This window comes from Nonomuraea zeae, from assembly GCF_005889725.1.
GTDB classification, from domain to species: Bacteria; Actinomycetota; Actinomycetes; order Streptosporangiales; family Streptosporangiaceae; genus Nonomuraea; species Nonomuraea zeae.
The window spans coordinates 41,397-65,609 of the sequence record NZ_VCKX01000018.1; the positions used below are offsets into that span (position 1 = coordinate 41,397).

At 71.8% G+C, this 24,213-nt stretch carries 21 protein-coding genes; 10 read left to right on the top strand and 11 right to left on the bottom strand.

The window, feature by feature from the left end:
• Positions 1–140 precede the first annotated feature (140 nt).
• On the top strand, positions 141–1,946 hold the full coding sequence (locus ETD85_RS08670; RefSeq protein WP_170246571.1) for an AfsR/SARP family transcriptional regulator: 1,806 nt from the start codon (positions 141–143) through the stop codon (positions 1,944–1,946).
• Here the strand turns inward: ETD85_RS08670 and ETD85_RS08675 are convergent.
• Entirely contained in the window at positions 1,931–3,796 is a 1,866-nt protein-coding gene (locus tag ETD85_RS08675; RefSeq protein WP_138689092.1) for an adenylyl cyclase, read from the bottom strand. The two genes, ETD85_RS08670 and ETD85_RS08675, sit on opposite strands and share 16 nt — an antisense overlap.
• A 187-nt stretch (positions 3,797–3,983) precedes the next feature.
• Between ETD85_RS08675 and ETD85_RS08680 the strand changes: the two genes are divergently transcribed.
• Complete coding sequence (locus tag ETD85_RS08680) at positions 3,984–5,405, top strand: PI-PLC domain-containing protein (RefSeq protein ID WP_138689093.1); 1,422 nt, start codon at positions 3,984–3,986, stop codon at positions 5,403–5,405.
• Positions 5,406–5,508: 103 nt separating this feature from the next.
• On the opposite strand, the gene ETD85_RS08685 is transcribed toward ETD85_RS08680, so the two are convergent.
• Together ETD85_RS08685 and ETD85_RS08690 are read right to left on the bottom strand one after the other, a co-directional pair.
• Positions 5,509–5,805 carry a DUF3817 domain-containing protein gene (locus ETD85_RS08685; RefSeq protein WP_138689094.1) on the bottom strand — a complete coding sequence of 99 codons (297 nt, stop codon included), beginning with the start codon at positions 5,803–5,805 and terminating at the stop codon, positions 5,509–5,511.
• 67 nt (positions 5,806–5,872) lie between these two features.
• A complete protein-coding gene (locus ETD85_RS08690; RefSeq protein WP_138689095.1) occupies positions 5,873–6,799 on the bottom strand; it encodes an LLM class flavin-dependent oxidoreductase in 927 nt (308 codons plus the stop codon).
• Between the two features lie 257 nt (positions 6,800–7,056).
• On the opposite strand from ETD85_RS08690, the gene ETD85_RS08695 reads away from it, so the two are divergent.
• The gene (locus ETD85_RS08695; RefSeq protein ID WP_240779037.1) at positions 7,057–8,205 is read left to right on the top strand and encodes a hypothetical protein; all 1,149 of its coding nucleotides are present in this window, start codon (positions 7,057–7,059) and stop codon (positions 8,203–8,205) included.
• 59 nt (positions 8,206–8,264) lie between these two features.
• Here ETD85_RS08695 and ETD85_RS08700 read toward each other — a convergent pair whose 3' ends face one another.
• Positions 8,265–8,918 carry a TetR-like C-terminal domain-containing protein gene (locus tag ETD85_RS08700; RefSeq protein ID WP_138689096.1) on the bottom strand — a complete coding sequence of 218 codons (654 nt, stop codon included), beginning with the start codon at positions 8,916–8,918 and terminating at the stop codon, positions 8,265–8,267.
• A 104-nt stretch (positions 8,919–9,022) separates the two neighbouring features.
• Here ETD85_RS08700 and ETD85_RS08705 point away from each other — a divergent pair, with 104 nt between their 5' ends.
• Entirely contained in the window at positions 9,023–9,763 is a 741-nt protein-coding gene (locus ETD85_RS08705; protein ID WP_206058194.1) for an SDR family oxidoreductase, read from the top strand.
• Positions 9,764–9,772: 9 nt separating this feature from the next.
• Here the strand turns inward: ETD85_RS08705 and ETD85_RS08710 are convergent, their stop codons facing one another.
• Positions 9,773–10,201: a MarR family winged helix-turn-helix transcriptional regulator gene (locus ETD85_RS08710; RefSeq protein ID WP_138689097.1), complete on the bottom strand. Its 429-nt coding sequence runs from the start codon at positions 10,199–10,201 to the stop codon at positions 9,773–9,775.
• Between the two features lie 196 nt (positions 10,202–10,397).
• Between ETD85_RS08710 and ETD85_RS08715 the strand changes: the two genes are divergently transcribed.
• Both ETD85_RS08715 and ETD85_RS08720 read left to right on the top strand, forming a co-directional pair.
• Complete coding sequence (locus tag ETD85_RS08715; RefSeq protein ID WP_240779038.1) at positions 10,398–11,570, top strand: glycerophosphodiester phosphodiesterase; 1,173 nt, start codon at positions 10,398–10,400, stop codon at positions 11,568–11,570.
• A gap of 139 nt (positions 11,571–11,709) precedes the next feature.
• Positions 11,710–12,456, top strand: coding sequence for a class I SAM-dependent methyltransferase (locus tag ETD85_RS08720; protein WP_138689098.1), 747 nt, complete (start codon positions 11,710–11,712; stop codon positions 12,454–12,456).
• On the opposite strand, the gene ETD85_RS08725 is transcribed toward ETD85_RS08720, so the two are convergent.
• Together ETD85_RS08725 and ETD85_RS08730 are read right to left on the bottom strand one after the other, a co-directional pair.
• The gene (locus ETD85_RS08725; RefSeq protein WP_138689099.1) at positions 12,429–13,745 is read right to left on the bottom strand and encodes an acyltransferase family protein; all 1,317 of its coding nucleotides are present in this window, start codon (positions 13,743–13,745) and stop codon (positions 12,429–12,431) included. The two genes, ETD85_RS08720 and ETD85_RS08725, sit on opposite strands and share 28 nt — an antisense overlap.
• 126 nt (positions 13,746–13,871) lie before the next feature.
• Positions 13,872–15,848 (bottom strand): PQQ-binding-like beta-propeller repeat protein, encoded by a 1,977-nt coding sequence (locus ETD85_RS08730; protein WP_138689100.1) that lies wholly within the window; start codon positions 15,846–15,848, stop codon positions 13,872–13,874.
• Positions 15,849–15,940: 92 nt separating this feature from the next.
• On the opposite strand from ETD85_RS08730, the gene ETD85_RS08735 reads away from it, so the two are divergent.
• Positions 15,941–16,366, top strand: coding sequence for a DoxX family protein (locus tag ETD85_RS08735; RefSeq protein ID WP_206058195.1), 426 nt, complete (start codon positions 15,941–15,943; stop codon positions 16,364–16,366).
• A 43-nt stretch (positions 16,367–16,409) separates the two neighbouring features.
• On the opposite strand, the gene ETD85_RS08740 is transcribed toward ETD85_RS08735, so the two are convergent.
• The 4 genes from ETD85_RS08740 to ETD85_RS08755 all read right to left on the bottom strand — a co-directional run bounded on the left by ETD85_RS08740 (position 16,410) and on the right by ETD85_RS08755 (position 20,957).
• Positions 16,410–17,450: an alpha-L-fucosidase gene (locus ETD85_RS08740; protein WP_138689101.1), complete on the bottom strand. Its 1,041-nt coding sequence runs from the start codon at positions 17,448–17,450 to the stop codon at positions 16,410–16,412.
• The gene (locus tag ETD85_RS08745) at positions 17,447–18,844 is read right to left on the bottom strand and encodes a sulfatase family protein (RefSeq protein ID WP_138689102.1); all 1,398 of its coding nucleotides are present in this window, start codon (positions 18,842–18,844) and stop codon (positions 17,447–17,449) included. The genes ETD85_RS08740 and ETD85_RS08745 overlap by 4 nt, the downstream gene beginning before the upstream one ends.
• Complete coding sequence (locus ETD85_RS08750) at positions 18,831–19,835, bottom strand: Gfo/Idh/MocA family protein (protein WP_138689103.1); 1,005 nt, start codon at positions 19,833–19,835, stop codon at positions 18,831–18,833. The genes ETD85_RS08745 and ETD85_RS08750 overlap by 14 nt, the downstream gene beginning before the upstream one ends.
• A gap of 69 nt (positions 19,836–19,904) precedes the next feature.
• Positions 19,905–20,957 carry a substrate-binding domain-containing protein gene (locus ETD85_RS08755; protein WP_170246572.1) on the bottom strand — a complete coding sequence of 351 codons (1,053 nt, stop codon included), beginning with the start codon at positions 20,955–20,957 and terminating at the stop codon, positions 19,905–19,907.
• Positions 20,958–21,118: 161 nt separating this feature from the next.
• On the opposite strand from ETD85_RS08755, the gene ETD85_RS08760 reads away from it, so the two are divergent.
• From ETD85_RS08760 to ETD85_RS08770, 3 genes are read left to right on the top strand one after another with little or no spacing between them, the layout of a single operon-like run.
• Positions 21,119–22,411: an ABC transporter substrate-binding protein gene (locus ETD85_RS08760; protein ID WP_138689105.1), complete on the top strand. Its 1,293-nt coding sequence runs from the start codon at positions 21,119–21,121 to the stop codon at positions 22,409–22,411.
• Positions 22,411–23,361: a carbohydrate ABC transporter permease gene (locus ETD85_RS08765; protein WP_138689106.1), complete on the top strand. Its 951-nt coding sequence runs from the start codon at positions 22,411–22,413 to the stop codon at positions 23,359–23,361. The genes ETD85_RS08760 and ETD85_RS08765 overlap by 1 nt, the downstream gene beginning before the upstream one ends.
• A gap of 3 nt (positions 23,362–23,364) precedes the next feature.
• The gene (locus ETD85_RS08770; RefSeq protein WP_138689107.1) at positions 23,365–24,198 is read left to right on the top strand and encodes a carbohydrate ABC transporter permease; all 834 of its coding nucleotides are present in this window, start codon (positions 23,365–23,367) and stop codon (positions 24,196–24,198) included.
• Positions 24,199–24,213: the final 15 nt, after the last annotated feature.

Here is a 24,213-nt window from a genome sequence, read left to right on the forward strand (position 1 = left end):
TCTTGGATGAATCCGGGGCGGGCAGCCGCCGGATGGGGCATTCCCCCTTATCTAGGCGAGCCGGGTCGGGGTCGGCCACCCTCGACCTGACCGCGCGTCGAGCGGCGGCGACAGGGGGATGCGACGAGATGCGATTTCGGATGCTGGGTCCTTTACTGGTGCGAAGCGGCGCCGGCTGGACGCGGATCGCCGCGGGACGCCAGCGGCTGGTGCTGGCCGTGCTCCTGATCCACGCGGGCCGCACGGTCAGCACGGAGCAGCTGGCCGACGTCCTGTGGGGCGCGCGTCCGCCGCGGACGGCGGCCAACACCGTCGCCGCGTACGTCATGCGGCTGCGGCGGGTCCTGGGCGGCGACGCGCTGCTCACCCGGGGGAGCGGCTACGAGCTGGCCGCCGGTGAGGGGGAGATCGACGCCGACGTGTTCGAGCGGTCGCTCGCCTGCGGCCGCCGCGAGCTGCGCAGGGGACGGCTGGAGGCGGGCGCGGCCCGGCTGGCGCAGGCCCTTCGGCTGTGGCAGGGGAGCGGACCCGCGCTGGCGGACCTCCCCGAGACGCCGGTGCTGGCGGCCAGGGTGGCGCATCTGGAGCAGCTGCGCCTCGGCGCGGTGGAGGACGAGATGGGCGCGCTGCTCGACCTCGGGCAGCACGGCGAGGTGGTGGAGGAGCTGCGGCGGCTGGCCGAGGAGAGCCCGCTGCGGGAGCGGCGGTGGGAGCTGCTGATGGCGGCCCTGGCCCGGTGCGGGCGGCGGGCCGAGGCGCTGGAGACCTACCAGCGGGCGCGCCGGGTGCTGCGGGCCGAGCTGGGCGTCGAGCCGGGGGCGCGGCTGTGCGCGGCGCAGCGCAGGGTCCTGGCCGGTGACCGCATGGAGGTCGGCTGGAGACCGGCCGGCCGGCCGGAGACCGAACGGCGGCCGCCGGCGCAGCTGCCCGCCGGCGTGGCCGGGTTCACGGGCCGGGCCGGGCAGCTCGCGCGACTGGACGCCCTGCTGCCCGCCGCGAACGCCCCGGCGGTGGTCGCCACGCTCACCGGGCCGGCCGGGGTGGGCAAGACGGCGCTGGCGGCGTGCTGGGGGCATCGGGTGCGCGACCGCTTTCCCGGCGGGCAGCTGTACGTGCACCTGCACGGACACGGCGAGCGCCCGCCCATGCCTCCGGCCGAGGCCCTGGCCGGGTTCCTCCGGGCGCTGGGCGCGTCCCGCGTCCCCGCTGACGTGGGCGAGGCGAGCGCCCTGTACCGCAGCCTCCTCGACGGCCGGCGGGTGCTGGTGCTGCTGGACGACGCCCGTGACGCCGCGCAGGTCCGGCCGCTGCTGCCGGGCAGCCACGGCTGCGTCGCCCTGGTCACCAGCCGGGACCGGCTGACGGGGCTGGTCGCCCGCGACGGCGCGCGCCCGATGGCCCTCGGCGTCATGTCCGACCGCGAGGCCCGCGACCTCCTGACCGGCCTGCTCGCCGATCGGGCCGCGGCCGACCCGGAGGCGGCCATGGAGCTGGCCCGGTTGTGCGGCAACCTGCCGATGGCCCTGCGTGCCGCCGCCGCCAACCTCACGTCCCGCCCGCACGAAGGCATCGCCGCGTACGCCGCCGCCCTGGCCGCCGACCGGCTCGGCGGCCTGGAGGTGGACGGAGATCCGCACAGCGGCGTGCGGGGCGCGTTCGACGCCTCGTACGCGACGCTCGGGCAGGGCGCCCGGCTGCTGTTCCGGCAGCTGGGCGCGCCGGGGCCCGCGGACGTGACCGCGGCGGAGGCGGCCACGCTGATCGGCGGCGACGTCGCGGCGGCGGCCCGCCTGCTGCGCGAGCTGGCCGCCGCTCACCTCGTCGAGGAGCACGCCACCGGCCGGTACGGCATGCCCGACCTCCTCCGCGTGTACGCCGCGGAGAAGGCGTCGGGCACGGGCCCGGCACGGAGCCGCCGGGCCACCTCGCTCTACGGGGCCGGGTAGTCGGTGACGTAGACCGGCGCGCCGACCTTGGTCGTGTCGGCCGCGTCGCCCACGCCGTTGACGACGTGGTCGATCGTCCCGGCGCTGAGGTTGACGGTCATGATGTGGTGCAACCTGACGCCGGGGGTCCGCGGCGCCTCGAAGCCGTTTTCGGTGTGGATCTGCGGGTTGTTCTGGTTGAAGACGTAGACGCCGCCGCCGTACAGGTTGTGCGTCCGCACCCGGTCGCCGACCTTGTAGCCGGCCCAGCCCTCGACGTCGCCGTTCATCCAGTCGGCCTGGGTGGGCGGGTCGTACGGCAGCTCGTTCTGGTAGAGGATCGTCGTCCCGTGCTCGCCGTTCCAGACCGTGTTGTACTGCTGGAAGTGCTCGACGAACAGGCCGGTCGCGGTCACGTGGTCGCCGTTGATGACGGCGCCGTTGCGGCCCAGGTTGGTGTTCCAGCGCTGGGTGTCGGTGAAGCCCTCGACGCCGTGGTCGGCGCGCCACACCCAGGCGTGGTCGATGAGCACGTTGTCGCTGTTGACCTCCAGCGCGACGCCGGTCTTGCCGACGTGCGGCCCGCCGACCCGGAAGTACACGTCGGACAGCGTGGTCGGGTTGCCCGGGGAGCTGCGGCGTTCGCCATGCTTCTTGCCCACCCGCAGCAGCACCGGCGACTTGTCGAGCCCCGCGTCCACGGTCACGCCGGCGATGACGACGCCCGGCACGCCGGCGACGTCGAGCGGGATCGAGCCGCGGACCGCGGTGAGCGTGGCGTGCCCGAGGCCGAGCACGACCGTGTCCGGGCGCTTGATCTCGATGCTGCGCGCGATGTCGTACACGCCGGGGGTGAGCAGCAGGTGCTTGCCCCGCGCGAGCTGGCTGTTGATGACCTGCACCGAGTCCGACGGCTTCGCGACGAAGAAGTCGGAGATCGGCAGCGAACGGCCCGGCGTCAGGCCGTCTGCCCAGGAGATGCCGCGCGTGTTCGTCCTGGCGGCGGGCACGCGGACGCTGTACCTGCCCCGCGCGTCGGCGTACAGGTAGGGCTTCTCCCTGCTGACGGGGGTGGTGTCGAGGGTGGTGTACGGCGGCGACGGGAACCCGGTCTCCTCCGGCGCGCCGGCGACGCCCGCGAAGACCTGGTTCCACACGCCGTTCGACCAGCCGGCGATCTCGCTGTTGCGGGTCAGCCACTGCTGCTGCGAGCCGTTCGTGACGGACGGGAGCCGGGAGTCGGCGATGAAGCCGCCGCTGGCGTACTGCGGGCCCGCGGTGCAGTAGTCCATCAGCGACAGGTTGCCGCCGCGGATGTCGAGCCGGCGCAGGGAGACCGCCTGGGAGACGGCCCAGAAGTTCGCCGAGGACCGGCAGCCGTCCTGGCCGGCCGCGTTGATGTTGATCGACAGGTTCGACAGGGTGCGCCAGAAGTTGACGAGCGCGAGGCAGTTGCCGGTCCCGCCGTCGGCCAGGCAGCGGTTGTAGACCTCGACCTTGCCGTTGATGACGACGTCCGTGGGCGAGGCGCCCAGGCCGGCGATCTCGGTGTAGTAGCCGACCTTGATCTGGAGCGGCTGCTCCGCGGTGCCGTACGTGCCCGGCTTGAACAGGTAGGCGTGGCGCGTGGCGCCCATCTCGTCGTCGACCTGGGCGGCGTGCGCCGCGTCGAGGGTCGCCTGGATGTCGCCGACCGGCATGCCCGGATCGAAGACGGTGACATTCGGTCCTAAGTCGGGGGCGCCCGAGGGCGGCGACGCGGCGCCGGCCGCCGGGCCCGCCGTCATGACGGCGGTCGCCAGCACGAGACCGAGCGCCAGCGCCCGGCCGATCTGCCCGCGGCCCCGCCGCCTCGTCAAACCGGTCGTCATAACGGTTCGTCCTTTCCGCTGCGGGTGTGCGGCAGCGCCTGAGAGAGCGCTCTCTCGCACCGCGACGTTTCTATCGCGTGAACGGTCGGATCACAAGAGCGCAAGCTCTTTCGTGAGGGCTTGACGGGGTTCGCCAGAGGCGGATGATCACCTTGTCAGAGAAGATCCCTAACGTGAGGATCGGGCGATGCCCCGTACGAGAACCGTCCTGTCCGTGCTCGCCGTCGCCGCGTCCGCGCTGCTGACCGGCGGAACCGCCGAGGCGTCGGCGGACCTGCCGTTACCCGCGGCCGTCTTCCGCGCCACGCACAACAGCTACTCGGGCAACGTCGACGGCGCCAAGAGCTCGATCGTCTACCAGCTCGACCACGGCATCCGCTTCATCGAGCTCGACATCCACGACAACGGCTACGCCACCTCGCGCGACTACGCCATCGGCCACGACTCTCCCGGCAACCTGGTCGACCACAGCGGCAACCCGGCCTCGAACCTGCTGCGCGACTGGCTCGACGTGATCAACACCTGGTCGGCGCAGCACCCCGCCGCCGCGCCGATCGTGGTCGCGCTCGACATCAAGGACGACCTGACCGACAACGCCTCGTACGCGGCGGGCAACCTGGCCGCGCTCAACCAGGAGCTCACCTCCGTCTTCGGCCCGCGGCTGTTCCAGGCCAGGGACTACCCGGCGAGCCCGCCGACGGTGGACGCGCTGCGCGGCCGGGTGCTCCCGCTGCTGTCCGGCAACGGCGAGACCCGGACCCAGTACAAGCGCGACATCGGCGACAACCCGGCCATCGCGATCAACGGCCGCGGCCAGGTGGTGGAGGTGCACGACTCGGGCTCGGGCGCGCTCTGGTACTGGACCGGCACGTACGGCTCCGACGGCCGCGTGACCTGGCTGCGCCACGGCCGCTACGACAGCGGCGTGACGCCGGCCATCGCGCTCAACGACAACGGCGACCTGGTCGAGGTCCACCAGTCCCAGAACGCGACCACGCTCTGGTACCGCGTGGGCCGCCTCGCCGCCGACGGCGAGATCACCTGGTCCGCCAGCCGCCAGTACGACAACGGCGTCCTGCCGACGGTCCGGTTCACCGACGCGGCGGGCACCCAGCTGCGCGAGATCCACCGCAGCCAGAGCAGCAGCCAGAACTGGAACTGGGACGGCGCGCTGAACGCCGGCGCGGCGACCGTCACGTGGAGCGGCAACGCCAAGACCTCCGACGCCCGCTACGACAAGGCCACCTCGGTCAGCGGCACGGCACGCGTGCACGTGTGGAACGGCGCGGACGGCCCGACCCCGGCCAGGACGCTGCGGGTCGACACCGACAGGGTCGCCGGCGCCCGCATCAGCTACCCGCAGATCGCCTTCGACGAGTTCCAGCAGGGTGACAGCGCCGAGTTGCAGCAGGGCGCGCTGTTCTACGCGGCGCCCGCCGGCGAGTCGTCGTTCATCACCGCGGCCCGGCAGGCGGGACGGCTGGCACGAGGCTGGGACTTCGACTCGGCGGGCAACGCGACCAGCCCGCTGGCCAGCTATCCGGCGACCAACCATCCGTACGACGCCTGGTACCAGAACCTGCTCACCCAGGCCGGCGCCGTCGAGTGAGCGCCGCTGGAGCCGGCGGCCCGGTGAGACGGCCCGGGTCTGACGGCCCGGGTCTGGCGCCCGGTCGGGCAGCCCGGTCGGGCAGCCCGGTCTGGCGGGTCTGTCAGGCGGCCTGGGCGGTCGTCGCGCGTGCGGCCATCCGCCGTTCGAACCACAGCGAGGTGAACGGCGGCACCGCGCACGCCAGGCCCAGCACCACCGCGCCCCGGCTCCAGCCCGCCTCTCGCGCCGAGAGCAGCACCCCGGCCGCGTACAGCACGAACATCGCCCCGTGGATCGGCCCGAACACCTTGACGCCCAGCTCGCCGGTCTCGGTCACGTGCTTGAAGAACATCCCGATCAGCAGGCCCGCCCACGAGCACGCCTCGGCCACCGCCACGACCCGGAACCAGCGCAGCATGCTTCACCCCTTCACCCGATGTCCGCGGTTACTCTACAGGCTGTAGAGGACGGTGCGGGCGCGGGCCTCACGGGCGCGCGATCGCCGCCAGCAGCTCCAGCTGCCGGAGCTGGTCGGCCAGCGTGGGGGCCGCGATGCGGCAGACCAGGTGCTCGGCGCCCGCCGCCGCGTAGCCGGCCAGCGTGGCGGCCACCCGCTCGGCCGGCCCGGCGACCATGACCTGGATCGTCCGCACGGTCTCGTAGGGCAGGCCGTAGGTGGCCCTGCAGTAGGCGTCGAGATCCCGTTCGGCCTGCTCGGCGTCGTCGCTGATCAGCACGGTGACGAACAGCGCGGGGGCGATCGCGTCCGCGGGACGACCCGCCTCGGCCGCGGCCCGGCGTACCCCGTCGAGGCCCGCCCGGTAGTCGGCGGGATCGGGCGGGTAGGGCAGCCACCCGTCGTAGAGCCGTCCCGTCCGCGCCAGCGCGGACGGGCTCGCGCCGCCCAGCCAGATCGGCGGCCCGCCCGGCCGGAACGACGGCGTCGACCCGGGCAGGTCGTCGAACCGCAGCACCTTGCCGTGGAAGGCCCGCTCGCCCGCCCACAGCGCCCGCCACAGGGCGACGGTCTCGTCCAGCCGCAGGAAGCGGCGCTCCCACGGCACCTCCGAGAGCGCGTACTCGACCTCCGACCGGCCGGGGAAGCCCGCGCCCACGGCGATGACCAGCCGCCCGGCCGACAGCTGGTCGATGGAGGCCAGCTCCTGAGCGGCGGTCACGGGACGCCGGAAGGCGGGCAGCAGCGCCGCGGTGCCGAGCGTGACGCGCTCGGTCACCGGGGCGAGGGCGGCGAGCATGGCCAGCGGCTCGACGCGCGGGCCGAGCAGGGTGTCGTTGGCCCAGAGCGAGTCGAGACCGAGCCGTTCCGCCTGGACGCCGAAGTCGACCAGCTGCCGGGCGTCGGTCCACTGGCTCTGGTTGGTGGGAAGCAGAACTCCCAGTCGCGTGTTCATGCCGGCGATCGTGCTCCCGGCCGGGAATGCCGGCAATTCCCGGCAGGGAATGGACGAAGATCCACCGGTGGGCCCGGCGCCGCGGCGTTAATATGGCTGGTGGCGGCTGTCCGCGCCCAACCTCCGGCGACTCGCCCCAGCCGGGTCACCCCAGGAGGCAAAGGGAGGCTCACCTCTCGGACAGAAGACCTTCCGTCGGTCGTGCGCCCGCCGCACCCGTCGCTGGGGGACGCGCGGACGGCGCGCGGGAGACGTCCATGACCAAGCAGGCAGACTTCAAACGGCGGGTACGCGCCCGCATGGCGAAGACCGGAGAGTCGTACGCGATCGCGCGCCGGCGGCTCCTGGGCGACCAGCCCGCCCCGATCGAGGATCGGCTGGCGGTGGCGCTGCACATCAGCAACGGCGACGGCACCGACCTGCCGGGGACCGGGCTGGCCCGGCACATCGTCTACTGGCGGGACGTGCTGCACGAAGGCCCGGTCCCCGCGGTGGGGCGCGAGGAGCTGCGCCGGGTCAGGGCCGCGTTCCTGACCGGGGCGCATGCGGACGACCGCTCGGAGGGCATGCGCATGTTCCTGGGGCGCGACGCCGCCGTGGAGGCCAACCGCGAGGGCGAGTACGTGCTGTGGTTCGAGGCCGACCTCTACGACCAGCTGCAGATCGTGGAGATCCTCGCCCGCCTGGCCGAGCTGGAGGTGCCGGCCGAGCGCATCACGCTGATCTGCATCGGGGAGCACGCCGGCATCGCCCGCTTCGGCGGGCTGGGCCAGCTGAGCCCCGAGCAGCTGCGCGAGCTGCCCGCGACCAACGCGTGCGCGACGCTCACCCCGGCCGCGCTGGAGCTGGCCACCCGGGCCTGGGCGGCCTTCCGCGCCCCGACGCCCGACGGCCTGCCCGCCATCGCCGCCACCCGCTCCGGTGAGCTGCGCTTCCTCGGCGAGGCCTTCGAACGTCTCGGCCGCGAGTACCCCTCCACCCGTGACGGGCTCTCACTCACCGAGCGCCGCATCCTCGCCGCCACCGCCGACGCCACTCAGGCCGGTGCCGGGGCCGATGTCGGAGACGCTGCCGGCGCCGGGCAGGGGGTCACCGCCGGTGAGGTCTTCGTCCGCGCCGCCGCTCGCGAGGCCCGCCCCTACCTCGGGGACTCCTGGTGCTTCGCCGCGATGGACCGCCTGGCCCGGGCCCCGCACCCGCTCCTGGACGTCCACCCAGCGGGCACCCCGGTCGAACGCGACAGCCTGCTGCGGCTGACCGCCACCGGTGCACGGGTGCTGGCGGGCGAGGCGGACCACGTGGAGCTCAACGGCGTCGATCGCTGGATCGGCGGGGTGCACCTGACCGGCCGCGACGTGCGCTGGCGGTGGGACGAGGGCAGGGAGACCCTGACGACCGGCGGCTGACCGACGGCGGCTGACCGACGGCGGCGGGCGAGCCGCCACGCCGGAGCGGGGGCGGTGCCTCAGCGTGCCGGGGGCGATGCGCCGGGCCCCGGCGGCCCCGGCGGTCCCGGCGGGGCGATGCCGGCGAAGAGGTTGGCGATCAGCCGGTCCGTGAAGCCGGTGTCGATGGGCTCGGCCGGGAGCAGCAGCCGGTGGTAGCAGGCGCCCCAGAGCTGGTCGACGATCGTCTCCAGATCGACGTCCGGGCGGATCTGCCCGGCCTGCCGGGCGGTCGCGAGACGCTCCACGGCGATCTGCCGGCGCTTGCGTACGTACTGCTCCGACAGCGCCGCCGCCAGGTCCGGGTCGCTCTGCGCGGCCCCGACGATCCCGGCGATGACGGCGCCGTTGTGGCGCAGCAGACCGGCGAAGGCGTGCAACTGCGTGGTCAGGTCGCGCCGGATGTCGCCGGTGTCGGGAAAGGCGAGCGTCTCCGCGAAAAGGTGGAAGTAGGCCTCGAACGCGAGGCTGCCCGGCGACGACCACCACTTGTAGAGGGTCATCTTGCTCACGCCGGCCAGGGCGGCGACCTTGGCGAAGGTCACGCCCGGGATGCCGTCCGAGAGCAGCAGCTCGGCCGCCGCGGCCAGCACGGCCCGGCGGACGTCTTCGGCGCGGCGGCGTCCCCGGCCCGGCTTGAGGGCAGGTGAGGGCGGAAGGTCAGCTTGGTCCATATATGTACTCCGCGTCCACTATAGCCCTCCGCTTATATGGACAAATAGTCCAGATAAGAGTTAGTGTACAAGTAGTCCACATAACTGGGAAAGCGGGGATCGGCATGGTCGAGCAGGCAGCGGAGCGCGTCGCGATCGTGATCGGCGGCTCGGGCGGGATCGGGAGCGCGGCCGCGCGCAGGCTGGCCGCCGACGGGATGGCGGTCGTCGTCCACTACTCGGGAAGCCGGGAGCGGGCCGAGGAGGTCGTGGCGTCGATCACCGAGGCCGGCGGCCTGGCCGTCGCCGTGCCCGGCGACGTCGCCGACGAGACGGAGATGGCCAGGCTGTTCGACGCCGCCGAAGAGCGGTTCGGCGGGATCGACGTGGTGGTCAACACGGCGGGGATCATGCTCCTGGCGCCCCTGGCGGACATGGCCCTGGGCGCGTTCGACCGGATGCAGCGGGTCAACGTGCGGGGCACCTTCGTCGTCTCCCAGCTCGCCGCCCGCAGGCTGCGGCCGGGCGGCGCGCTCGTCAACTTCTCCACGTCCGTGACGCGGCTGCAGCAGCCGTCGTACGGCGCCTACGCGGCGACCAAGGGCGCGGTCGAGGCCATGACGCTGATCCTCGCCCGCGAGCTGCGCGGCCGGGACATCACGGTGAACGCGGTGGCGCCGGGACCGACGGCCACGCCGCTGTTCCTCGACGGCAAGAGCGAGCAGCTGATCGAGCAGATCGCCGCCGCGGCCCCGCTCCAGCGGCTCGGCACCCCCGACGACATCGCCGAGGCCGTCGCGTTCCTGGCCGGGCCCGGCCGCTGGATCAACGGCCAGGTCCTGTTCGCCAACGGAGGCATCGCCTGACGTGCGGGCTCACGGACGGGTGATGGCCTTTTCCAGCAGGTCCTGGAGGCTGCGCTGCTGCTGGGGATCGAGGCCGGCCAGAGGGGAGTCCTGAGCGAGGAGATCGAGGAGCCGCTCGCGGAGAGCCTCGCCCTCCGCGGTGAGCACGAGCTGCTTGGCGCGCCGGTCGGTGGGGTGGGGATGGCGCTCGATCAGAGCCTGCTTCTCCAGCTTGTCGACGACGAAGGTGGCGTTGGAAGGCTCGCAGCTCATGCGCTCCGCGAGGTCCCGCATGGTCATCGGCCCGGACAGCTCCCGCAGGGCGGTCGCCTGCGCCGCGGTGAGGCCCAAGGTCGTGGCGCGCTCGCGTACGTGCTCGGCGATCTGCTGGGCCAGCCCGTTCACCAGACCGCACAGCTGTCTCTCGGCGATGACCTGCGGTTCTGGGTTTGTCCTCATGCTCGCCATTCTATCAAATCCATCAAGCCAAAATATTTCTAGCTTGATGCTTAAGGGTGGTGGTGCCCGTGCCGCCGGATGCTTGTCGCCGGAAATTCCGCCAATATTGGCCCATTGGGGGATTTCGGTCCGTACCATAATCGCCGCGGTGATCGCCGGTGAGAGTCTCCGGTGCAGCTGCCGCAGGGAGTTTCACGTGCGAAAGATCGCAGCCGTCACCATGGCCATCGTCACCCCCCTCGCCGGAGCCGGTGCGGCGCAGGCCGCCGCTCCGTCCGCCGCGGGGGCGGAGTCCGCGCCCGACCGGTCCCAGGTCATCGTCATCGGCCACCGCGGCTCGGCGGGCCACCGTCCCGAGCACACGCAGGGCAGCTACGAGCTCGGCGTGGCCCTGGGCGCCGACTGGATCGAGCCGGACCTGGTGCCGACCAAGGACCACGTGCTGGTCGCCAGGCACGAGAACGAGATCTCCGGCACCACCGACGTGTCGCTGCGCCCGGAGTTCGCCGCGCGCAGGACCACCAAGGTCATCGACGGGCGCAACGTGACGGGCTGGTTCACCGAGGACTTCACGCTGGCCGAGCTGAAGACGCTGCGGGCGGTCGAGCGGCTGCCCTCGATCCGGCAGCGCAACACCGTCTACAACGGCTACTACCAGGTGCTCACCTTCCAGGAGGTGATCGACCTGGCCAAGCGGCTCTCGCGCCAGTACGGCAGGCAGGTCGGCGTCTTCCCCGAGACCAAGCACCCGACCTACTTCAGGTCGATCGGGCTGCCGCTGGAGGAGCCCATGATCGAGACCGTGAAGCGCAACGGGCTCGACCGGCAGAAGGGCGCGGTGGTGGTGCAGTCCTTCGAGCCGTCCAGCCTGAAGCGGGTGGCCAAGGAGCTGCGGGTGCCGCTGTGGCAGGCGCTGGGCACCACCGGCCAGCCGTACGACCTGACAGCGGCCGGCGACCCGACGACCTACGCGGACATGATGAAGCCCGAGGGGCTGGCGAAGATCGCGGAGTACGCCCAGTGGATCGGCCCCGACAAGTCCTCGGTGCTCCCGCTCAACGCGGACGGCAGCTGGGGCACCCCGACGACCCTGGTGTCCGACACGCACAAGGCCGGGCTGAAGATCGGCGTGTACACCTTCCGCAGCGAGAACCAGTACCTGCCGCTGCAACTGCGCCGGGGCCAGGTCCCGACCGACCACGGTGACGCGCTGGCGGAGTACCGCGCGCACCTGGACCAGGGCGTGGACGCCTTCGTCACCGACTACCCCGACGCCGCCGTCCTGGCCAGGGCCGAGCGCGGCAAGCCGGGCAAGCACGTCCAGCCGCAGCAGTTCGACAACGGGCTGCCGGAAGAGGGCCAGGCGTAGGCGAGCAGGCCGCCTCCGACCGGAGGCGGCCACTTCCCAGGGCGCCGCCTCCGACCTGAGGCCGCCGCCCGGAGGCGGCCACTTCCCGAGGCGGAAAACCGGTTGGACTCCGGGCACGCCCACGACCATTGTTGGCGGCATGCGACAGGATGATCTCTGGGGCGCCGCCACCGCCCAGCGCTACGACACCCCCGGCACCGGCATGTTCGCACCCGAGGTGCTGGAGCCGGCGGTCGACCGCCTCGCCGGGCTCGCGGAGGGCGGACGAGTGCTCGAGTTCGCCATCGGAACGGGCCGGGTGGCCGTCCCGCTCGCGGAACGCGGGGTGCCCGTCACCGGCATCGAGCTGTCGGAGCCGATGATCGGCCGGCTGCGGACGAAGGCGGACGAGGAGACGATCCCGGTGATCGTCGGTGACATGGCGACCGCCACCGCGCCGGGAAAGTACGCGCTCGTCTATCTCGTCTACAACACGATCTCGAACCTGCTCACCCAGGCCGAGCAGGTCGCCTGCTTCCGCAACGCCGCCCGGCACCTCACGCCCGGCGGCCGGTTCGTGATCGAGCTCTGGGTGCCCGAGCTGCGCGCGCTGCCGCCGGGCCGGCAGGCCACGGTCTGGCAGTACGAGCCGGGCTACGTCGGCCTGGACACCTACGACGTTCTGCACCAGCGCGTCGTGTCACACCATTTCAGGTTCGACGAGAGCGGGCAGGCCGAGCTGGCCCGCAGCCCGCACCGCTACATCTGGCCGGCCGAGCTCGACCTGATGGCGCAGCTGGGCGGGTTCGAGCTGGAGAGCCGGCACGCGGACTGGTCGGGGGCCGAGTTCACCGCCGAGTCGGGCTCGCACGTGTCCGTCTATCGCCTCGCGCCGGAAGCGGCATAGGGGCGGCGCGTCTCCCGGGCGGAGCGGGCCAGGCGGCGGCCGAGGTCCTGGGCCGGCCGCTCGACGTACCGGTACGTCAGGGCGGCGCAGGCGACCACCACGGCCAGCAGCGCCAGGGTCCAGGCGATCCGTTCGTCGAGCGGGACGTGGGTGGCGTCCGGGATCAGCCGGCGCAGGGCCTGCACCGCGAGGGGGTGCAGCAGGTAGACGGAGTAGCTGATCAGCCCGAGGCGTACGAGGAGGCGGGGCAGGGCGGCCGAGCGCAGCAGCCGGCCGGCCAGGAAAGTCAGCCAGGCCGCCGCGACGGCCGCCGACCAGCTCCACCTGAACGCCAGCGCCTGCTCGTCGGACATGCCCCAGCCGGGGCCGAACCAGACCGCGGCGGCGATGGACACGACGGGCACCAGCCCGATCGCCCACCGCGCCGGCCTGCCTCGGAGCTGTCCCTGGTCCAGCCGGTAGAGCGCCGTCCCGGCGAACATGGTGGCCACGATGGCCAGGCTCTGCCACGCGCCGATCCGGCTGTTGACCCCGAGCAGCACGACGGACAGGACGGCCAGGGCGCCCGCGCCGCACAGCCGGACGCGACGACCGCCGACGATGATCATGGCGAGTCCCGCCACCAGGACGCCCGCCACGAGCGGCACGACGGCTTCGCCGCCGAGACCGCGTGACAGGGCGCCGGCCGGAAGCACACCGCCCACGAGCACCCCTGCCATCGCGAACGCGAGCGTGCCGGTGGTGCTCGCGCGGCGCGGCCCGAAGACGAAGATCGCGGTCACCAGCAGGTAGAACACCATCTCGTAGGACAGCGTCCAGAAGACGTTGACGACGCTGACCACCTGAAGGAAATCCTGGAGCATCGTCAGGTGGGCCAGGCCGGACGCGACCGGGTGGTCGCTCAGCTGGCCGGGCAGGGCCGAGTACACCCGCACGAGGCCGAACAGGGTGCCGACGGCCGCCGCGAGGATCCACAGGGGGTAGAGGCGGAACAACCGGTTGATCCAGAAACCGGGGACATCGCCGCGCCGTTCGAGCGAGGCCGGCACCACGTAGCCGCTGACGAGGAAGAACACCATGACGCCGAACTGGCCGAAGTCGAACCACGGGCTGACGGCCGCGCGGACGTCCGGGAAAAGGGGATCCAGCAGGTGCTCGAAGAGCACGGCGAGCACGGCCACGCCGCGCAGGGCGTCCAGCCAGGCCTGCCGGCGGGCCTGCGGGGGCGCCTGCGTACGGACTTCCAGCTGCGGCCCACCGCCTTCACGGGCGGCCAGGTTGATGGACATCCGGTCAAGCTATGCGGTCAACCTGAGTGAATCCTTGGAGTCAACCGAGCCAAGGAGGCGGGCCTCGCCGGCCCGGTGGCGCCGGGCCGGGCGAGGCTCGCCGATCGGTTTCGGCGCAGGTCGAAACTAGCTCTGCGGCTCCGGGATCGTGACGGGCGGGCAGCCCGGGTCGAGCCGCACCTTGGCCAGATCTCGTCCCACGATCGTCCAGGCGTCGAACGAGCCGGGCTCGAACTGCAGCTGCGGATTGGTGTGCCACTCGTCGCCCAGCCCGGTCGCGAGCAGCTTGGCCTCCGATCCGAGCTCGTAGGCGTTGCCGCCGCCGAAGTAGGTGGAGGTGAACACCCGGCCCCTGTGGATCTGCAGCTCGCCGTGGCCCGACAGCAGGCCCTGGTGCTTGATGGTTCCGGTGGCGAGGTCCAGGGCGATCCAGGCGCCCAGCACGCGCTTGTAGACCGCGTACAGCAGCCCTCCGTGCATCTTGATGTCCTGGAAGGTGCGGTGGCCGGGAAGCGGATCGAGCTGCCACACCACCTTGCGCTGCTTCAGGTCGAAGGCGGCGATCGAGGCCGTCGTCCTGGTGGGCGGCGTGCCGCCGCCGCCGAGCACGTCGCCGCCGAGGTAGACGAGGCCGCGCCCGGCGTCGACGCTCAGGCTCATCAGGCTCTGGTCGGGGATGACGCCCGGGTAGACGTCCATCTTCCCCGTGTCGGGGTCGAGCACCGTCAGGGCGCCCTGCAGCTTCGCGCCGGTCGGCGCGGAGGCCACCAGGATGGTGTCGGTGACGGGGTCGTGCTCGATGTCCCACGGCCGCGACTGGTCGTGCCCGATGTAGCCGAGGCCGCGCACCTCGTCGGTGCGGATGTCGATGGAGATGATCTGGCCGCTCGGGTACAGCGCGGCGTAGATCTTGCCGCCGCGCCGCACCATTGCCTTGGGCTCGCCCACCACGCGGATCCTGCGTTCCTTGCCGGTCCGCAGGTCACGCACCTCCACGGCGAAGTGGCCGCCGATGTACAGGGCCCGGTGCGGCACCAGCAGCATGCTCTGGGTCCGCTCGGCGCCGGCCGGGAAGCCCGCGTCGATGAGGTCGACGAACTCGGAGGTCCCGCTCGGCAGGTCCAGCCACCACATGCCGCCGCTGCCGGCGAAGCCGATGAGCCGCTGCCCGTCCAGCTTCAGCGCGCGGGTCTCCTCGCCCGGCGAGGGCGGGTCGGCGACCTTGGTCACCGCGTCCTGCCCGGTGCGGTAGCTGTAGACGGCGCCGTCGGGGCGCGAGGTGAGGTAGACCGTGCCGTCGGGGGCCACCTCGAACGCGTCGATGATGCCCACCCCGGCCTCGAACTGCCGCCGGTCCGTGCCGTCCTTGCGCACGTCGATCAGGGTGCTCCCGCTGGCCGCCAGCACCCGGTCGCCGTGGAGCGTGACCGTGCCGACGGCCGCGGGCCCCTGGGCCAGCTCCCTGACCGCGCCGCTGACCCGGTCCACGGCCATCAGCTTGGCCTTCTCCAGCAGGCCGGCGTAGGCGGTGGTCTCGTCGACGGCGACCGCCCGGACGTAGTGCTCGCCCTGGACCAGCACGCCGTACCTGCGGATCGCGCCGGTCGATGGGACGTACTCCCAGAGCCTGCCGTCGGAGGAGGTGCCGAGGTAGAGGGTCCCGTCGGGCGCGGCGGCCATGCTCCAGACGAAGCCGCCGTTCGCGCCGAAGGAGTGCAGGTGCGCCACCTGGCCCGTGGCCAGGTCGTAGCTGTACAGGTCGGGTACGGGGTAGGTGCCGATGTAGAGCTTGCCGCCGGCGACGGCGGTGGCCCAGCCGCCTTCCGGCTCGCCCGCCGCGGGGCCGTCCGGCAGTGTCGCGGTGCGCGTCACCTTGCGGGTGGCCAGGTCGATCTCGGCCACGACCGGGGGCTTGGGCCCGCGGGAGACCACGTAGGCGTGGCCCTCGTGGACGGTGGCGCCGACGATCGCGCCGGTGACGGAGGCCGGGCCGTACGTGGTGACGGCGGGGGTCCCGCACTTCGGGGCGGCCGTTGCCTGCGCGGCGGCCGGTATCGACAAGGCGGCCAGGACCATGAGCAGCGCGAGACAGGTTCGCGGCACGGCCGCACCTCCATGATGTTCATTGCTGCTTGATTTTGGTCCAGACCGTAATCATTCGCGCGGGACACGTCAACAGCGGACGCCATCACCCGATGTCACATTTCCGGGTCGCCGATCCGTCCGTGCGGTGGACGACCGGTCCGCCGCTCCCGCAGACGAAGGAGTCTCCCGTGTTCGCCGCCTACCTCGTGGTCACCCTGCTCGCCGCGGCCGTCGTCGGGCTGGCCGCCGTCGCCAACCTCATCGGGCACGAGTACCCGAAGAAGCAGGCGGACAGGATGCGCCTGCCCCGGTGGTGGACGCTCCCGCTGGGCACGCTGCTCGCGGCCGGTGCGCTGGGCCTGCTGGCCGGGCTCGCCGTGCCGGTGCTGGGCAGGCTCGCCGCGGCCGGTCTCGTGCTCTACTTCCTCGTCGCGTTCGGCGTCCACCTGCGGGTTCGTGACCGCCACCTCGGCGTCGTGTCCGCGTTCTTCTGCCTGGCGGCGGCGGCCCTGGTCGTGAACCTGGCCTACCACTGACGAGCTCAGGCGACCACGAGCAGGTGCGCGTGCTCCGGCCGGCTCACCTGGAGAGGTCCGAGCCGAGCAGCCGGTGGATCGGCAGCACCTCTCCTGCCGCCGTCCTGACCGCGCCCGGGTCGCCGGACGGGCCGGCGCCGTAGACGGCCTCGCCGTGGCGGGCCAGCCAGCGGCCCATGGCGGCCAGCCGGTCGATCGCCGGTTGCGGGATGGTGCCGGACTGGGTGGGGCTGACGTTCAGCAGCAGGTTGGAGTTCGCCGCGACGCAGCGCAGCAGGGCGGCGAGCAGTTCGTCCACGCCGCGCCAGGCGTTGTCGTGCGGCATGTATCCCCACGACCGGTTCATGGTCAGGCAGGTCTCCAGCGGGACGCCGGGCACGACCGCGGTGGGGTTGAGGCCGGTGGAGTTCTCGCCGGGCAGGTCGTTCTCGAACCCGTGGACGTCCTCGCCGGGCTGGAGGCCGGACTTGCGGTTGTTGAGCACGACGGCGTCCGGCTGCAGGTCGTGGATCATGGCGTAGAGGCGGTCGTAGTCCCACGGCCGGTCCATGGTGAACCAGCCGGGGTGCCGCTCGGGGGCGTCGGAGTGCGGCCAGTCGCCGTCGAACCAGACCTGGCCGATCTCGCCGTACTGCGTGCACAGCTCCTCGACCTGGCCGTGCAGGAAGCCCAGGTAGTCCTGCCAGCCGGCGGGATCGAGGTAGCCGGGGTGGTTCCAGTCGACGAGCGAGACGTAGAAGCCCAGCTTGATCCCGTGCTCGCGGCACGCCTCCGCCAGCTCGGCGATCGGGTCGCGCCCGAACGGCGAATTGGTGATCTTGAAGTCGGACAGGCCGGTGTCGTACATGGAGAAGCCGTCGTGGTGCCTGCTGGTGATGGTGATCCACTTCTGGCCCGCGTCGGCGGCCACCTTGACGAACGCGCGGGCGTCGAAGGCGGCGGGGTTGAACACCTTCATCAGCCCCGCGTAGTCCGCGCGCGGCACCTCCGACATGGCCCGGTCCCACTCGCCCCGGCCGACCATGGAGTAGAGGCCCCAGTGGACGAACATGCCGAATCGGGCTTCGGTGTACCAGTTCCTCATCGAGGCTCCGTTCTGTAGGGGGCGGGCTCGAAGGCGCCGAGCCCGGCGGGGGAGTGCTGGCCGGAGCCGTTGACGGGCAGGCGGCTGCCGTCCAGGCGCGGGTCGGCGTAGCGGGTGAACCAGGCGTCCAGGCGGTCGCGGAGCTCGGCGAGCTCGGGCGGCCCCGCGGGTGCCAGGTTGTGCCGCTCGTCCGGATCCCGTGCGAGGTGGTACAGCTCGTGCGGGCCGTGCGGATAGCGGTGCACGTACTTCCAGGCATCGGTACGGATCATCCGCACCGGACCGTACTCGTCGAAGACGACGACCTCCGAGCCGGACCGGTCGTCGAAGGCGGCGAAGGAGCGGCCGGGGCCGTCGCCGGCAGCCGGCAGGCCGAGGTGGTCCATGAGCGTCGGGCGCAGGTCGTACCCCGAGACCAGGGCGTCGTACACCGCGCCCTGCGGGATCCGGCCCGGCTGGCTGACGATCGCGGGGACCATGACGGAGGAGTCGTACATGTTCTGCGGGAAGGTGCCGTTGCCCTTGCCCCAGATGCCGTGCTGGCCGCAGTTGAAGCCGTTGTCGCTGGTGAAGATCACCAGCGTCGACTCCGTCAGCCCCCGCTCCGCCAGCGTCGCGAGCACCCGGCCGATGCCCGCGTCCATGGCGCTGACGGCGGCGAAGTAGCCGATCAGCGCGGCTCTGACGTCGGCCTCCCCGCCCACGGGCACGCCGTCCTCGTCCACGGGCTGCCACGGGTGGGCGGGCTCCTGCGGGCACGACTCGAACCGGCACGACTCGTACAGTGCCGTGAACTCCGGCGGATGCTGCCCCTTCCACGGCTTGTGCGGTGCGGTGTAGTGCAGGGACAGGTAGAACGGCTCCTCCTGGCCGGACTCCCGGTCCGGCTGCCGGTCCGCCTCCCGCTGGATGAAGGCCGTCGCCTGCGCGGTGAGCACGTCGGTGAGGTAGCCGTCCACCTGGCCGCCCGCCATCGTCGCCCCGTAGTACGGCCCTCCGCCCGACGGGTGCGCGTACCAGTGGACGAAGCCCGGCCGCGGCACGTGGTTGGCGCCGAGATGCCACTTGCCCACCAGCCCCAGCCGGTAGCCCGCGTCGGCCAGGTCGTCGGTGAACAGCCGCTGACCCGCCAGGTGGTCGTCCGGCGAAGGCCCGCTCAGCCAGTCGTGCACCCCGTGCGCCGACGGGATCCGCCCGGTGAACAGCGAGGCCCTGGCCGGGGAGCAGACCGGCGAGACGCTGAAGAAGCGCGACAGCCGTACCCCGGATGCGGCCAGGCCGTCGAGGTGCGGGGTGCGGATCTCGGGGTTGCCCGCGCAGCCGAGCGCCCACGGGCCCTGGTCGTCGCTCAGGATGAACAGGACGTTGGGCCGCCGGGGGTCACGACTGGCCAAAGAGCTCCACCTCCACCGTCTTCCCGCTGCGCGCCGACTCGTAGGCGCCCAGCACGGTGGCGACGACGTCGCGGCCCACCTGCGCGCCGATGGCGACGGGCCGCTCGCCGCGCACGGCGGCGGCGAAGTCGGCCAGCTGGTCCCTGAAGGCGGTGCGGATGTGCTCGTCCATGCCGGCGCGGGCGGCGAGCAGGGTGCGTACGCCCTGCTCCGTGGCGATCTGCACGCCGTGGGCACGGGAGGCGCGCATGGTGCCCGCGGTGCCGAGGACCTCGATCTCGTCGATCCCGGACAGGGCGCTGTCGATGACGGTCACCGCGGCCAGCACGCCGTTGTCGAGCTCGATCTGCAGCAGGCCCTCGGTCTCCACGGCCGCGCGGCGTACCAGGGTGGCGGTGACCCGGGCGGGCCGCCCGCCCGCGAGCCAGGCGACCCGGTCGATGCAGTGCGCGCCGATGTTCATGATCGCGCCGCCGCCGGCCAGCTCCGGGTCGAAGAACCAGGCGGGACGGTGGCCCGGCCGGTAGTCGGTGGACCGGCGGTCCACGATCGCGACCGGCGTGCCGATCAGGCCGTCAAGGACCGCGCGGCGGGCGGTCGCGGTGATCGGCAGGTAATGCTGGATGTGGCCGAGGAAGAGCACCACCCCGGCGGCCGAGCACGCGGCCGCCATCGTGTCGCAGTCGGCGAGCGAGGTCGCCATCGGCTTCTCCATCAGCAGGTGCACCCCGGCCGCCGCCGCGTCCACCGCCGGGGCCAGGTGCAGGGCGTGCGGGGTGCACACGACCAGCGCGTCCACCGAGCCGTCCAGCATGCTCAGGTGGCTGTCGTGCACGGCGGCCGAGGTGAGCGCGGCCAGCTCCGCCGCGCGGCCGGCGTCCACGTCGAACACCGCCGTCACCCGCACCTCGTCCGGCAGGTCCAGCGCGGCTTCCGCGTGGAGCCGGGCGACGCCGCCCGCACCGACTAGGCCGAGCCGTACGACTGCCATGGAGATGTCCTCACGTCCGGGGGATGGTGGGACCCACCTTGGCTCAAGGCCTACCTTAATTCAACCCTTTTAAGGGGAATGAATATCTGTGGACTCGCGGACCGCCAGCGTGGGGACGACCAGATGCTGCTGGAGTGGCGCGTCCGGGTCGGCGAGGCGGCGGAGGAGCGTCTGCACCGCGAGCCGCCCGACGGCCTGCTTGGCCGGGGAGATCGCGGTGAGCGGCACGGCGGACAGGTCGGCGATCTCGTCGTCGTAGCCGATCACGGACAGGTCGCCGGGGACCGACAGCCCGCGCTTGACCGCGGCCGCGATCAGCAGCGTCGCCTCCCTGTCGGCGAAGCACAACGCGGCCGTGCAGCCTGCGGCGAGCAGCCGGTCCAGGCAGCTCTCCGCGTCGGCCGCCGTCCACCTGCCGGCGGTGTGGTCCACGGCGGGCTCCAGCCCGCGATGGGCCAGCGCCTCGCGCAGCCCGTGCGCGACCTCGGCGGCGTGCGGGCTGCTGCGCGCCAGGAACGCGATCTTGGAGTGGCCGAGCGAGAACAGGTGGCGGGCGGCGATGTAGCCGCCGGCCGCGTGGTTGGAGCAGACGAACTCGTGGATGTCGCCACCCGACCTGAACCGCCGCTCGACCAGCACCAGGGGCAGGCCCAGCCGCTCCAGGTAGGCGTGCGCGTCCGACCGCGCGGCCAGCTCGGGCACGATGAGCAGGCCCTGGGCGCCCGCCGCGATCATGCTCTCCACCGCCTGCGTCTCCTGGGCGACGTCGTAGCCGGTGCTGCGCAGCAGCAGCTGGGCGTCGTTCCTGGACACCTCGCTCTCGATGCCCGCGATGATCCTCGGGTAGTAGTACGTCATCGACGGCACGATCACGCCGACCACGGGACCGCTGCGCGGCTGCTCGGCCTGCACGTACGTGCCCGACCCCTGGCGCCGGTAGACCAGGCCCTCGTTGACCAGCAGGTCGACCGCCCTGCGCACGGTGTTGAGGCTGACGCCCTGCTCCTTGGACAGCTGCTGCTCCGTGGGCAGCCTGCCCTCCGGCCAGCGGACCTCGGCGATGCCGCGCCGCAGCTCGTCGGCGAGCAGGCGGAACTTCTCGCCACGCTTGGGTTCACTCACGGGACCTCCCGGAGAATCTTGGCGCATTCGCCGGTGGAAGCGGGCTCAGAGGATGTATCGACTCGGCATCGCCGAAATTCAACCCTCAGAATTCGTTGACTATAGCGTATGAATAGTCGCAGAATCCTGCACAACGTTCCCTGATACAACGGCGGTGCTTCATGAATCTCCCTCAGAAGGGTGCGGCAGCCCTCGCCCTCGCCGCCCTGGTGCTGGGTGCGTCCGCGTGCGGTGGCGGCGGCGCCTCCGACGTCGAGGAGTTCACGTTCTGGTCGATGTTCAAGCAGGACGAGCCCCGCGCCAAGATGCTCGGCGAGCTGGCGACGGCGTTCACCAAGGACACCGGGATCAAGGTCAACCTGGTCTTCCAGGGCCGGGAGAACCTGAAGAAGCTGCAGCCCACCCTGGTCGGCGGCAACGTCGCGGCAGACCTGGTCGACGGCTCGCAGGCCAACCTGCTCAACCTCCTCCAGGTCACCGGCAACGCCAAGGACCTGTCCGGCCTGCTGAAGGACAAGATCCCGGGCGAGGACAAGACCGTCGGCGACGTCATCCCCGACGTCTACGAGCAGGTCATCGCCGACGCCGGCAAGACCTACATGATCCCCACCTCGCTGCACACCTGGCAGATCTACTACAACGCGGCCAAGCTGCCCGAGGTCGCGGCCAACCCGCCGAAGACCTTCGAGGAGCTGCTCGCGCTGTTCGACAAGAGCAAGGCCGCCGGCCGGGCCGCGCTCGCCGCCGACGGCGACATCCAGGGCTACGTCGGCAAGTGGCTCTACCAGGCGCTGATGCGCGAATTCGGCCCGGGCAACCTGGCCAAGGTGCTCACCGACCAGAGCGGAGCCGGGTTCGACGACCCCAAGTTCCTCAAGGCGGCCACCTACATCGAGAGCCTGGCCAAGGGCCAGTATCTGATCGACGGCTGGGACGCCAGCAAGTTCCCCGCCATCCAGCAGAAGTGGGCGCAGGGCCAGGCCGACTTCCTGTTCATCGGCACCTACGGCCCGAGCGAGACCGCCGAGGTCGCCGGGCCCGGGTTCAAGTACCGCTCCTTCCCCTTCCCCAAGACCGAGGGCGGGTTCACCTCCGAAGAGGTCTCGCTGTTCGGCTTCGCCGTACCGGCCAAGGCCAGGCACGCCGGGAACGCGGAGAAGTTCGTCGAGTACTTCATGAACAAGAAATGGCTGGAGCGCATCCCGGCCGACGAGAAGGTGCTGTCGATCCGTACCGACACCAGCACCCCCGTCGAGCTGTCCGACGCCAAGGCCACCCTCGACTCGGGCGTGCCCGTCCACCTGCAGATGGACGGCGTGCGCGGCATGGACGACTGGAACGTCAAGATCTTCCTGCCGATGGCCAAGGACCTGTTCTCCGGCAAGATCACCGCCGGGGACTTCGTCGCCAAGCTCAAGACCGACACCGTCGACTGGTGGAAGGTCAACGGCTGATGACCGCAGCCACCCTGGAGGCCGAGGCCCCGGCCGCCACCCGGCTCGCCGTGTCGAAGGGCAGCCCGCTGGCCCGGGCCAGGCGGCGGCTCTACCTGCCCTTCGTGCTGCCCGCGCTGGCGGTCTACCTGCTGGTCTTCATCGTGCCGAGCCTGTTCACGGTGGTGCTCAGCTTCGCCAAGTGGTCGGGCGCCGGGCCGATCGAGTGGGTGGGTCTCGCCAACTACCGGCGGCTCTGGTACGACGACGTCTTCCACTCCTCGCTGGCCAACACGCTGCTGATCCTGATCGGCGTGGGGTTCCTGACGTTCCTGTTCAGCTTCGGGCTGACGATGGTGCTGCGGGAGATGGCCGGGCGCAAGTTCGTCCGCGCGGTCATCTTCTTCCCCAACGCCGTCTCCGCGCTGGCCATCTCGATCCTGTGGGGCTTCCTGTTCCAGGCCGACGGCCTGGTCAACGCCCTGCTGCGGCTGGCCGGCGTGGACGCCGTGCCCAAGTGGCTGGCCGACGACAACCTGTTCTACGTCATCTGCATGGGCCTGGTCTGGGTCAACACCGGCTTCTACACCACGATCCTGATGGCGGCCGTCGACCGCATCCCGGTCTACCTGTACGAGGCGGCCGACCTGGAGGGCGCCTCGTCCTGGCAGAAATTCCGCAACGTCACGCTGCCGCTGATGTGGGACGCGGTCGCGGTCAGCGCCACCCTCTGGGCGATCAGCGCCATCAAGATCTTCGAGTTCATCTACGTCTTCGCCGGAGCGGCGGGCTCGGTGCCGACGATCAAGTCGTGGACGCTGTCGCTGTACGCCTACGCCGAGGCCTTCCAGCCCACGGGCGAGGCACGGTACGGGGCCTCGGCCGCCGCCACGATGGTGACGCTCGTCCTGATCGTCGTGCTGACGTTGCTGACCCGCCGGGTCACCCGACGCGAGACCTTGGAGTACTGAGTCATGGCCACAGTCCCCGTACGGCTGCGCCCCGGCAGGCTGCTGGTCTGGCTCGTCGTCGCCTTCGACATCCTGGTGCTGGTCTGGCTCGTCCTGTCGTCGTTCAAGACGGCCAGGGAGATCTTCGCCAGCCCGTTCGGCCTGCCCGCAGACTGGCAGTTCGGCAACTGGGCGCGGGCCTGGGAGGTCAGCGAGTTCGGCCCGGCGATCCTGCGCACGGTCGTCGTGGTGGCGGCCACCGCGTTCGGCACCGCGCTCATCGCCGCGCCGGCCGCCTACGCGCTGAGCCGCTTCAGCACCAGGACGTCCGGCCCGCTGACCTCGTTCTTCGCCATGGGGCTCGGCGTGCCCATCCAGGCGATCATGCTGCCGCTGTTCGTCGCCATGTCGCAGATGGGGCTGGTCAACAGCCTCGGCGGCCTGATCATCGTGTACGTCGCGACGTCCATCCCGTTCGCGGTGTTCTTCCTGACCGCCTTCTTCCGCAGCCTGCCGGGCGACCTGGAGGAGGCGGCGTCGATCGACGGGGCGAGCCCGCTGCGCACCTTCTGGCAGATCATGCTGCCGCTGGCCCGCTCCGGCCTGGTCACCCTGGTGATCCTGAACGTGATCGGGCACTGGAGCGAGGGCCTGCTCTCGCTGATCTTCCTTCAGGACCCGGCCCAGCAGACGCTGCCCCTGGCGCTGCTCAGCTTCATGACCCGCGTGCAGTACAGCGGCGCCGACTGGGGTGGCCTGTTCGCGGCCATCGCCATCGTCATCCTGCCGCTCCTGCTGGTCTACGTCTGGCTCGGCCGCCGCATCATCGAGGGCATGACCCTCGGCAGCAGCAAGTAGTCCCCCCTTTCTGAG